This is a genomic window from Streptomyces sp. NPDC045701 (assembly GCF_056432045.1).
In genome coordinates, this window is record NZ_JBWKJV010000036.1 from 43,008 (window position 1) to 53,100 (window position 10,093).

Here is a 10,093-nt window from a genome sequence, read left to right on the forward strand (position 1 = left end):
CGACGGTCACCCGGGCCGCTGAGAGGAGTCTTTCCCCTTCCTGTGAATCTCCTGAGAAAGCTCCGGGAACAGCCTGGCCCCGTTGTCGTGGCAGACCGCCCGCAGCCAGTCGTCCCCCAGCTCCAGCCGCTCCAGCGCCCGGAGCTGGTGGAGGTACCCGTAGGGGATGTTGGGGAAGTCGCTGCCCAGCAGGATCCGGTCCCCGAGCTCCCGCAGCCGGCCCCGCTCCCCCGCCGGGAAGGGCGCCATGCGCTCGCTGAAGTCCGTGAACGCCATCGTCGTGTCGAGCCGCACCTCCTCGTACCGCTCGGCCAGACCGAGGAAGTCGGCGTACTCCGGCAGCCCCATGTGCGCGACGACCAGCCGCAGCCGCGGGTGCCGGGCGAGCAGCCGCGCCACCGGCCCGGGCCCGGTGTGCCTGCCCGGCACGGGCCCCGAACCGCAGTGGATCACGACCGGTACGCCGGCCTCGGCCAGCAGCCCCCACGCGCCGTCCAGCTGCGGGTCGTTCGGGTCGTACGCGCCTACCTGGAGGTGCGCCTTGAAGACCCGCGCGCCCCCGTCGACCGCCTCGCCGACGTACCGCTCCACGCCCTCCTCCGGGAACAGCGTCGCCGTCCGCAGGCACCCCTCGACCCGCCCGGCGAAACCGGCCGCCCACCCGTTGAGCCACTCGGCCATCCCGGCCTTGTGCGGATAGACCATCGACGTGAAGCGCACCACCCCGAACTCCCGCAGCAGCCCGACCCGCCGGTCCTCCTCCTCCCGGTAGGTGATGGGCCACGGCGTCCCGGTCAGCGGCCCGACGGCGTCGAAGTACGCCCACACCTTCCGCAGCACGCGCTCCGGCATGAAGTGCGTGTGCACGTCGACGAGCCCGGGCAGCCCGAGCCGCCCCCAGAACGCCCTGATCCGCTCCGCCTCGTCACCGGCGCTCAAAGCCGTAGCTCCGCTCCACCCTGCCGACGTGCACGCTGTACCGGTCGTACCAGTCCGCGCGCCCGCGCCGCATCGCGTCCTGGTGCTCGGCGTTCGCCCGCCAGGCGGCGATGGCCTCCTCGTCCCTGAAGTACCCGACGGTGATGCCGATGCCGCCGGGCGTACGGGCCGACTCGTATCCGAGGAAGCCGGGGACCTCCCGCACCAGCTCCTCCATGCGCCGCGCGGTCTCCGCGTACGCGTGGTCGTCCTCGGTCCGCGCCGAGGTGAACACGACGGTGTAGTACGGCGGATCGATGCCGCCGACGAGTTGATCGCTCATGCGCCTCACCCTCCGCCGGGGCAGGGGGCGGTGTCCAGGTCCTCCCGGCCGCCCGGTCAGAAGAGCCCGTCCTGCAACCCCGGCGCCGGCGGCGGGACTGCCACGGGCACGGTCGTCCCGGAGGCGCTCCCGGCGGCGCTTCCGGCCGCGCTTCCGGCCGCCACGAGCTCCCACCCGGTGAGCAGCCGCGTGTCGAGCACCAGCGCCCGCCCGTCGGGGTCCTCCAGGTGCAGGTCCGGCCCGGCCGCGGCGGTGAGCGTCCCGCGCACGCACCCGCCGTCCACCAGCTCGGTCACCACCCCGTCGATCCGGCCGACCCGCTCCAGCCCGAACACCTCCGCGTGGTCGACCACCCGCAGCCCCACCGGCTCCAGGGTCTCCGCCCACCCCGGCACCCCCACGGCCCGCCGGTACAGCTCCGCCACCTCCGCCGCCCGCTCCGCCACGCCGGGCAGCGCCACGCGCGCGGCGCGCTTCGCCGTGTACGGGATCCGGTCGGGCACCCCCAGCGCCGTACCGAGCACCTCCTCGGTCCGCCGCGCCGCCATCAGCGGCCCGCGCCCCAGCCAGCCGTACGCGACGGCTCCCTGCTCCAGCAGCCGGGCGTCCCCCCGCTCCTCCGCCGTGATCCCCACCTTGACCATGCCGGCGCCGAACCAGGCCAGGTACACGCGGTACGTCCGGGGGTCGTCCGCCGCCGTGTCCGCCGCCACGGACCGGGCCCGGTCCAGCCGCGCGCACTCGGCGCACCGCCCCCCGGTACCGCGCCCGCCCACGACGGCCGCCACCGGACACGGATTCCCCCGCGCCCCGAGGCACCGGCGCTCCCCCACCGCCCGGAACCCGATCTCCCGCCCGTACGCCGGCGAACTCCCCCGCCCGCCCTCCCACACCAGCACGGGCCCCCCGCCCGTCCACCGCATCCCCGCACATCGCCAACCCGCCACCGCCGCACCGTACCCCGCGGCCCCTTCCCCTTTCCGCCCGGAACGCCCGCGCGGCCGGGCGCCACCGCCGATGATGCGCCTACTGTCCGCAGCCCTGTGGATCGAAGTCATCGGCACCGTCCGGGCCGTCCTCCGGGTGGCCTTCGCCGCGATCGTCCACATGACCCCGCGCGGCACCGCCCGTCGCGACCGCGTCGCTCACCGCCGTCCAGGACGACGTGATCGTGGAGAGCGCGGAGTGCTCCTGCGACGCCGGGGACGACAACCCCCACTGACCGACACTGGGCGCGATCGGCCCCATGGAGGTCACCCCGACGCGATCGGGCGCCCCCAGCTCATGCCCCAGTACTTCGCCGTCCTGCCCGAAAGCCGGAAACAGGGCCTGGGTCGTATCCTCTGGCGGGCCGCGATGCACTGGGGCCAGGTCCACGGCGCTGCCTACCAGCTCCTTCAGACCGAGGCCGGCGGCCCCTCCGACCGGCTGTGCCAGGCCGAAGGACTGACCTGCCTCGGCTTCGCCCACACCGCGCCGGCGTAACCACGGGGTCTGTGACCCGCGTGCAACGTCGAAGCGCACCCGAAAGTGGCACAGCGGATCCCCCGACTCCGAGACGCCTGGGGTTGCTGTACTTGCTGGCGTTCCGCCCGGCAACGCGAAAGGCCCCCGGATTTCCCCGGGGGCCTTTCGACTCTGTGCACTCGGCAGGATTCGAACCTGCAACCTTCTGATCCGTAGCTCTAGCCAGGCTGGTCAGCGACGACCATTTCGGCTGCCACCAGGCTTCTGGGGGACGGCACCGGACACCATCGGATACTGAGGTTGCGGTACTTCAGTGCTGTACCGCTACTCACTCTCACCGACCAGGACTCTGCGGGCCTTCTCCTGGAATAGGCGGCCAGCTTCGACGAACTCATCCCAGCATTCGTCAACTCGGTCTTGGTGCTCTTGCGTGAACTGTGCGGCGTGGTCGTACGAGTCGAGCGCCGCCCGGAGAATAAAGAGCGTGCGGAACACGTGGGCAGACAACGCGATCATGGGCTCCGGCCCTAGCACGCAGACCTGACTGGAAACGTCGTTCAGAGAATCAATTGCTTCATCAAGGCCTTCGATCGCATTGCGTCTTGGCACGCCTGAATCCATTGCGACCTTGGCAGCTCGTTCAGCGACTTGGTTCGCCGCGATGAATGCGCTGTAGGCAGCCTGTCGCTGCTGTCGAAGCCAGTGACTGTGTTCCGCCGATGCTTGGTCCCTGACCTGCTGGCGCGTGGCTTCAGCCGTCGTCTCCGCGCCGACCCTGGCGCCTCGAACGGCACCAACTGCTCCTGCCACAGCTCCGCCAAGGGCACCTATCGTGCCTGCGAGCCCGGCTATGAGTGCCGCTACTCCTTGATCCATGCGGTAAGCATCCAGGATGCGGCGGTTCAGCAACGAGGGATACGTGAACGTGTCGGTCCCTCCGGCCACCGGCCTCAACCCACCACTCACCCCAACTCCCATCCCGTCTGCCGTCGACCCACACGTATGTGGAGCGGGCGCGGTGCCGGGCGTCCAGGTGGAGCGCGCCACTGTACGAACGACCTGGACGCCCGGTGCCGTGTCTGCTCGGCTTGTCCTGGGTCGATGGCAGACGGGATGGGAGTTCCCCGCCCCAGCCACCCACGGCCGGCACCCGCTTACGGAGCCCCCGCCATCCCGGAGTCGGAGCGCCCCCGCCGGAGGCATGTCGGTGGCGGTGAGGGAACCGCGGGCGGTGGGGGCTCGGCTCATGCCCTTCGGGCCTACCAGCCGAAGGGGCGGGCGTCGGCGCAGCGCGCGCGGAGCGGGCCGAAGGCAGGAGCGTCGCGCGGAGCGGAGCCGGGAAGCCCGCCCGGCGGAGCGGAGCGCAGCCGGGTGCTTGATGAGGTAGAGAAACCTGTAACAGGTCCCCGCTGAACCTCGGCTACGCCGTGGTGAGTGCGTCGGCGATGGCGTGCATGTCCTCGGTGATGGCGTCGGCTTGCGCTTCGGCGAAGAGGTCGGCCTTGTGGGGCTTGTTGGCGTAGGCGATCACCGTCGTACCCGCTGCATGAGCGGCCTGGACGTCCGTGAGCGAGTCACCGATCAGGGTGCAGTTCGTGACGTCCATGTGCATCTGCTCGGCCGCCGCGATGAGCGGGAACGGGTTGGGCTTCATCAGATGTGGATGCCCGGACGGTCGGCCGACGATCTTCGCGACGTACTCCCCCAACCCGTGCGCCTCCAGGAAGTGCTGGACGCACTCGGCAGAGTTGTTGCTCACCACCGCTACAGCACGCCCCGAGGAGACTGCGGCGCCTAGAGCCTCTTCCGCCCCCGGCGTCGGGGGACCGGCCACCGTCACGGCTTCGACCTCGGATGCCGTCAGAGCTTGCTCGACCCTGTGGCCAAGCTCGGCGTCCGCCTCATAGGCGATGCGCAGCACCTCGATCGGGTCATCGGTCTCGGCAGCCATGGCGCCCGCCACCTGGTCCCCGGCGGACAGCAGCGCGGTGAGTTGCTTGGCGACCTGGGGAGCGGGCAGCCCGGCGAAAACGTCACACACGGGCCCGTCGAAGTCGAAGAAGATCACGCGTGCGGGCGCCAAGATGTCGGAGAGCTGGTCATCGTGCGTCAAGGTCGAAGTCCCTTCCGATGGTCTCCCAGACGCTGTCGAACCACATGCGGGCCTGCTGAACCTGCTGGGCTCCGCTGGACGACTCGCCGTCATTGATCGAGTGGTGGAACAGCGTGGTGTCCTTGCCCACCAAGTCGAAGATCTCGATCGTCTCGCCCTGGGCCACGACCTTGTTGGGGCGAATCGGGTAGTACCCGAAGAACGCGTCTTCGCCGTTGATCACGTAGAGCTTGAAAAACTGCGTACCACTGTGCACGCGGACACTGATCCGGGCCTCCGCGACCAGGCCCAGGTGCTGAAGCTCGGCGATGGCATCCCGGATGCTGCGGGTGTAGCTGACCATGATGTCGCGCATGCGGTCGCGGAGCCGCTTGTCGTCGGCTCCGTCCTTCATGCGTACAGGCGCGGCCTGCGGCACAGTCATGTCCGGTACGAGTATCCGCATGGTGATGCTCGACGGGGTGAGTCGGCCGATCCGAATCTTGTCGAGCGGCTCCTGAAGCGCGCCATGCAGGGTCTCGCTGGAAAACCCGGCGAAGTCGATGGTCACGTGGTCCTTCGCGAAAGCCTGCTCGACGTACGGCCGGAGCCCCGCCGGCCTTTCGGTCCGATTGCGGACGTAGACCCCGCTCCCCTTGCGGGACACCACGAGTCCTTCGTCTTCGAGGTCGCGCAGCGCACGCTGAATCGTCGCCCGGGCGAAGCCGTAAAGCTCCGTCAGTTCCTTGTGTGAGGGGAGCTTTTCCCCAGGGGCCAGCCGCCTCGTCCGGATGGCAGCTCCAAGACTGCTTGCCACCTGCTCATACGGGGCGCGGTCGTCGTCTGGGTCCAAGGGCTCGGGGACGAAGGTCATGGGTTGATGGTAGGCGACGCCCCGCAGACAGGACAGTCATGCCAGTCATGTTGTTGACATGGCTAGCCATGTCTCCTACCTTCGAGATGTGACCAACCGGGTTAGCCAAGTTGGTCATCTGGTCCCATCCTGCTGTCTCGAAGGAGAAACCATGCCGTCGTTCAAGGTGGACACGTCGACCGCCGTGGTGTTCGTCGCCACGGCCCCCGTGCCGAAGCTCGTGAGCAAGCAGACCGGTGAGCGCGCTGTGGACCGGGAGACCGGTGCCGGACTGTCCACGGTGGGTCTGCTGATCTCGGACGAGGGTGAGGGCAACCTCTACCAGGTGACCGTTCCGGAGACCGGGCTTCCGGAGGGGCTGGCGCCGGGGATGCCGGTGTCGGTGATCGGGCTCAAGGCCCGGGACTGGGAGAACACGTTCAACGGCCAGACCCGGCACGGCATCTCGTTCCGCGCCGTCGCCGTCACGCCGGTCGGAACCTGACCATGACGGATCTGTCCACGTTATGGGAGGTCGGCCTCCCGCTGGCCGGTGCCGGTGGCCTCGGATATGCGAAGGCCCGCGCGCCTCGGTTGTTCTGGTCGCTGGTCGGACTGCCGGTCACGCAGGTGCGGTTCGCGATGTCGTACCGCTCCACGATGGACGTGTGCGGGCTGACGGTCCAGCCGTCTCGCCTGCGGGCGTTCATGGTCCGCACTGTCGCCCGCCGCAGTGACGTCCAGCCCGTGCCGCCGAAAATCCGGCGGGTGCGGGGCTCGGCGACCGGGATGCGGGTCACGCTCCGTCTGCCAGCCGGTCTTGAGCCTGCCGATGTGGTCGCGGCCTCCGAGCGGCTGCGGCACGCCTGGGGCGTCCACTCGGTCAACGTGGTGGAGACCAAGCCGGGGTTCGTCGAGCTGCGGATGACTGGCTACGACGTGCTGCGGCGGGTGAGGATGCCGCGGCGCGTGGTCTCCGGGCTGATGACGGTTCCGGTGGCTCTTCGGGAGGACGGTACCGCGTTCGTGCGGGACTACCTGAAGGTGCCGCACGCGCTGACGCTCGGCGCCAACCAGTCGGGCAAGTCCATGTACCAGCGCAACCTGATCGCCGGGCTTGCCCGGCTCGATGTCGCCCTGGTCGGGATCGACTGCAAGCGGGGTGTCGAGCAGCGCGGCTACGCGCCCCGGCTGTCTGCGCTCGCGGTCACGCCCCAGGAAGCCTCCGAGGTCCTGGACGCGCTGGTGGGCGAGATGGAAGACCGTTTCGACCTGCTCAGCGAGCACGGCGCCGCCGACATCTGGGCGCTTTGCGAGAAGGTGCGTCCCGTGCCGGTCGTGGTCCTGGTGGACGAGGTCGCGGAGCTGTTCCTCGTGACCGGGAAGAAGGACGAGGAACGCCGGGACCGGATGGTCATGCAGATGATCCGCCTCGGGCAGATGGCCCGCGCCGCCGGCATCTATCTGGAGATCTGCGGGCAGCGGTTCGGCTCCGAGCTGGGCAAGGGCGCCACGACGCTGCGCGCCCAGCTCACCGGCCGGGTGGTGCACCGGGTCAACGACAAGCAGACCGCCGACATGGGCCTGGGCGACATCGCCCCGGACGCCGTGGTGGCCGTGACCACGATCCCGCCCGACCGGCCCGGCGTCGCAGTAGCCGGTGACTCCTCCGGTGGCTGGTCCCGCATCCGCACCCCCGAGCTGAGCGCAGTCGAAGCCGCAGCGATCTGCGCCGAGTTCGCGCACCTGACGCCGGACCTTCCCAGCCTCGCCCCATACCGGCCGGTGATCTGCACCGAAGCCGAACCCGCCCAGCCCATGCCGCTCCTCAAGCCGATTCCGGCAACGGACTGACGAAGCCCCTTCCCCTCGGTCGGCGTGACCGTCTCACGCCAGGTCCCTACCCGACCCATGCCCGAAAGGAGGTGACCCGTGCTCCGCACCCTCCGCCTCGACGCCGTAATCATCCAGGCCGTCATCGCCGGGGCCCTGTCCTTCTCCCACCTGCACGACCTGGCGCAAGCGGCCGGGCAGGACGGCTGGAAGGCGTGGGCCTACCCGGTGAGCGTCGACCTGCTGCTGGTCGCCGCCTGGCGCCGGATGCGTTCGGACGCAGGCAACCGCGACGCTTGGCTCTGGTTCGCCATCGCCCTCATCGCATCGCTCGGCGCCAACGTCGCTACCGCCGGAATGCTCGACATGCGGGACGTCCCGTCCTGGCTGCGCATCCTCGTCGCCGGATGGCCCGCACTCGCCTTCCTTGGCGGCACGCTCCTCGCTCACGCACCCACACCAGCCCCAAAGCCCGAACCGGAGCAGGCCCCAGCTGAAGAGCCCAGTCCGGAACCCGTGTCGGACCTGACTGTGGAACGCGTACCGGAACGTGCGCCCGAGCTGCCGCCGGCCAACCCCGCCCCGCACGAAGCACCACCGCAGCCCGCCTCGATGGCGCCCGCCGCTCCCGTTCCTCCCGCACTGCTCGACCACGCCCGGAAGATCGCGGACGCCCATCGTGCCCAGACCGGCGCACCGATCGACGCGGTAACCCTCCGCGCCCGGCTCGGCGTCCCGGCCGCGCTGGCGGACTCCATCGCCCACCAACTCACCTGACCCGAACGGAGACCCACCTTTGCGACCGAACCGCTTCCACAACGTCATCTGCATCGGCCCGGTGCGCGTCGGCAGCCACCACGACGGCCGGGGTCGCACCAAGCACACCGCCGTATGCACTGCCCCCGGCTGCGACTTCTCCGCCGACTACCTCACCCGCGCCGCCGCCGAGCTCGCCGCCCGCACCCACCGCTGCAAAGCCTGAGAGGAGCACACCCCATGTTCACCCCCAAGTACCCGCCCTCGGTCACCTACACCCCGGTCCACCACACCACCCCCGTTCCGGCACCCCAGCCCCCGGCGCCGGTCGCCCCCGCCCGCACGACAGTTCAGCTCACGCCCGGCAGCACGCTCGCCCTCGCGGCCGGTGGCGGAGCGGTGGTCCTGGTCGTCGGCGCCGTCCTCGTCTCGATGCTCCTCGCCGTCGCCATCACCGGCGTGTCCGTCGCCGTCGTGACGGTCGTCCTGCGGCTGCTCATCAAGGACATGCACAAGCACTGAACGGCCCCGGGGCGGCCTCGGTCGCCAAACTTCCGCCGCCCCGGGCGCCTGGACCCATCCCAGATCCACGGACCCGAAAGGGAGAACCCATGATGCCCCAGCACCTGACCCCGCGCGTCTGCTCCCACTGCGACGGCTTCCCCGTCGTCCACGTCACCAACGGCGCCACCACGCCGGGCGGGCGGCGCCGCACCCTTCCCGCCACCTGCCCGGCCTGCGAGGGCACCGGCACCCGCACCGCCCCCGCGGTCCTCGCCCGCGCCGGGAAGTGACCGCCTTGACGGACACCGCCACCGCGGCGGGCCTGGACCCGGCCACCCTGAGCGACCTGCTCCGGGTGGCCGGGGCCCCCGGCTTCGACCGCCTCACCGAACAGATCCGCCGCACCGGAGGATGCGCCGCACCCATCCGCCTGTCCGGCGGCACCAAGCTCATCGACCCCGCCACCAAGACCGTGCTCCACGCGTACACCACCGACAACGAGCCCGGCGGCGTCCTTCGCGTCGCCTGCGGCAACCGGCGAGCCTCCCGCTGCCCCGCCTGCGCCTGGACCTACGCCGGGGACACCTACCACCTGATCCGCGCCGGACTCGTCGGCGCCCCCGACAAGGGCACCCCCGACACGATCCGCGACCACCCCCGCGTCTTCGCCACCCTCACCGCCCCGGTCCACAACCGCCCCGGCACCCGCCCCTGCCGCTGCGGCACGCCGCACCCGGAAGACGCGCCCGAACTCGGCACGCCACTCGACCCGGAAACGTACGACTATGCGGGCGCGGTGCTGTGGAACAACCACGCCTCCGAACTGTGGCGGTACTTCACGATCTACCTGCGCCGCGAAGTCGCCCGCCGTGCCGGCCTCACGCAGAAGGCCGCCCGCGAGCAGTCCCGAGTCTCGTTCGGCAAGGTCGCCGAGTACCAGAAGCGAGGCGCCGTGCACTTTCACGCCGTCATCCGCTTCGACGGCCCTGAAGGACCCGACACTCCGCCCCCGGCCTGGGCCACTCTCGACCTGCTGACCGACGCAATCCGGGCCGCCGCCGCACGCGTCGAGGTCACCGTTTCCGCCGCCCCGGAGCACGGCGTCGACCAAGACCTGGTGCTGCGGTGGGGCGACCAGCTCGACGTGCAACCCATCGGGGCCTTCGGCCATGGCGAGGAGCTGACGGAACAGGCGGTTGCCGCCTACGTCGCCAAGTACGACTCCGTTGCCTAATTCGAGTGGGTTGGCTGTCAAGCCGCGAGTCGGTAGAGGAGCCGGGACAGGCGGCTGGTGCGGGTCTTCGTGGGCTGATGGGGCTGCTGGCTG

The 10,093-nt window shown here is 70.5% G+C and carries 12 protein-coding genes and 2 pseudogenes; 8 read left to right on the forward strand and 6 right to left on the reverse strand.

From position 1 onward, the window contains the following. Positions 1-6 precede the first annotated feature (6 nt). Genes AC07DW_RS27210 through AC07DW_RS27220 form a run of 3 tightly spaced genes read right to left on the reverse strand, consistent with a single transcriptional unit; the run spans position 7 to position 2,184 of the window. Positions 7-939 carry an amidohydrolase family protein gene (locus AC07DW_RS27210; RefSeq protein ID WP_478860318.1) on the reverse strand — a complete coding sequence of 311 codons (933 nt, stop codon included), beginning with the start codon at positions 937-939 and terminating at the stop codon, positions 7-9. Next, positions 926-1,261: an antibiotic biosynthesis monooxygenase family protein gene (locus tag AC07DW_RS27215; protein WP_478860319.1), complete on the reverse strand. Its 336-nt coding sequence runs from the start codon at positions 1,259-1,261 to the stop codon at positions 926-928. The genes AC07DW_RS27210 and AC07DW_RS27215 overlap by 14 nt, the downstream gene beginning before the upstream one ends. A 56-nt stretch (positions 1,262-1,317) precedes the next feature. After that, positions 1,318-2,184, reverse strand: coding sequence for a DUF2797 domain-containing protein (locus AC07DW_RS27220; RefSeq protein ID WP_478860334.1), 867 nt, complete (start codon positions 2,182-2,184; stop codon positions 1,318-1,320). A 305-nt stretch (positions 2,185-2,489) separates the two neighbouring features. On the opposite strand from AC07DW_RS27220, the pseudogene AC07DW_RS27225 reads away from it, so the two are divergent. Continuing rightward, positions 2,490-2,746 (forward strand): annotated as a pseudogene (locus AC07DW_RS27225) (GNAT family N-acetyltransferase); the annotation flags it as partial. 306 nt (positions 2,747-3,052) lie between these two features. Here AC07DW_RS27225 and AC07DW_RS27230 read toward each other — a convergent pair. The 3 genes from AC07DW_RS27230 to AC07DW_RS27240 all read right to left on the reverse strand — a co-directional run bounded on the left by AC07DW_RS27230 (position 3,053) and on the right by AC07DW_RS27240 (position 5,694). Then, a complete protein-coding gene (locus AC07DW_RS27230) occupies positions 3,053-3,637 on the reverse strand; it encodes a hypothetical protein (protein ID WP_478860320.1) in 585 nt (194 codons plus the stop codon). Between the two features lie 511 nt (positions 3,638-4,148). After that, positions 4,149-4,841: an HAD family hydrolase gene (locus AC07DW_RS27235; RefSeq protein ID WP_478860321.1), complete on the reverse strand. Its 693-nt coding sequence runs from the start codon at positions 4,839-4,841 to the stop codon at positions 4,149-4,151. Further along, the gene (locus AC07DW_RS27240) at positions 4,828-5,694 is read right to left on the reverse strand and encodes a GntR family transcriptional regulator (RefSeq protein WP_478860322.1); all 867 of its coding nucleotides are present in this window, start codon (positions 5,692-5,694) and stop codon (positions 4,828-4,830) included. Before AC07DW_RS27240 ends, AC07DW_RS27235 begins: the two co-directional genes overlap by 14 nt. A gap of 151 nt (positions 5,695-5,845) precedes the next feature. On the opposite strand from AC07DW_RS27240, the gene AC07DW_RS27245 reads away from it, so the two are divergent. From AC07DW_RS27245 to AC07DW_RS27275, 7 genes and pseudogenes are all read left to right on the forward strand, one after another. Beyond that, positions 5,846-6,178 carry an SCO3933 family regulatory protein gene (locus AC07DW_RS27245; RefSeq protein ID WP_478860323.1) on the forward strand — a complete coding sequence of 111 codons (333 nt, stop codon included), beginning with the start codon at positions 5,846-5,848 and terminating at the stop codon, positions 6,176-6,178. Positions 6,179-6,180: 2 nt separating this feature from the next. Beyond that, positions 6,181-7,527 carry an FtsK/SpoIIIE domain-containing protein gene (locus tag AC07DW_RS27250; protein ID WP_478860324.1) on the forward strand — a complete coding sequence of 449 codons (1,347 nt, stop codon included), beginning with the start codon at positions 6,181-6,183 and terminating at the stop codon, positions 7,525-7,527. A gap of 78 nt (positions 7,528-7,605) precedes the next feature. Then, a complete protein-coding gene (locus AC07DW_RS27255) occupies positions 7,606-8,283 on the forward strand; it encodes a DUF2637 domain-containing protein (RefSeq protein ID WP_478860325.1) in 678 nt (225 codons plus the stop codon). Between the two features lie 19 nt (positions 8,284-8,302). Further along, entirely contained in the window at positions 8,303-8,488 is a 186-nt protein-coding gene (locus AC07DW_RS27260) for a mobile element transfer protein (protein WP_478860326.1), read from the forward strand. A gap of 14 nt (positions 8,489-8,502) precedes the next feature. Beyond that, positions 8,503-8,784 (forward strand): hypothetical protein, encoded by a 282-nt coding sequence (locus AC07DW_RS27265; RefSeq protein WP_478860327.1) that lies wholly within the window; start codon positions 8,503-8,505, stop codon positions 8,782-8,784. An 89-nt stretch (positions 8,785-8,873) separates the two neighbouring features. Further along, on the forward strand, positions 8,874-9,056 hold the full coding sequence (locus AC07DW_RS27270) for a hypothetical protein (RefSeq protein ID WP_478860328.1): 183 nt from the start codon (positions 8,874-8,876) through the stop codon (positions 9,054-9,056). A 5-nt stretch (positions 9,057-9,061) separates the two neighbouring features. After that, positions 9,062-9,997 (forward strand): annotated as a pseudogene (locus AC07DW_RS27275) (replication initiator); the annotation flags it as partial. Positions 9,998-10,093: the final 96 nt, after the last annotated feature.

Bases quoted from the DNA above. Each gene is read 5' to 3' on its own strand.
- AC07DW_RS27215 (WP_478860319.1), bottom strand. From the start codon at position 1,261: ATGAGCGATCAACTCGTCGGCGGCATCGATCCGCCGTACTACACCGTC.
- AC07DW_RS27220 (WP_478860334.1), bottom strand. From the start codon at position 2,184: ATGCGGTGGACGGGCGGGGGGCCCGTGCTGGTGTGGGAGGGCGGGCGG.
- AC07DW_RS27240 (WP_478860322.1), bottom strand. From the start codon at position 5,694: ATGACCTTCGTCCCCGAGCCCTTGGACCCAGACGACGACCGCGCCCCG.
- AC07DW_RS27245 (WP_478860323.1), top strand. From the start codon at position 5,846: ATGCCGTCGTTCAAGGTGGACACGTCGACCGCCGTGGTGTTCGTCGCC.
- AC07DW_RS27250 (WP_478860324.1), top strand. From the start codon at position 6,181: ATGACGGATCTGTCCACGTTATGGGAGGTCGGCCTCCCGCTGGCCGGT.
- AC07DW_RS27265 (WP_478860327.1), top strand. From the start codon at position 8,503: ATGTTCACCCCCAAGTACCCGCCCTCGGTCACCTACACCCCGGTCCAC.
- AC07DW_RS27270 (WP_478860328.1), top strand. From the start codon at position 8,874: ATGATGCCCCAGCACCTGACCCCGCGCGTCTGCTCCCACTGCGACGGC.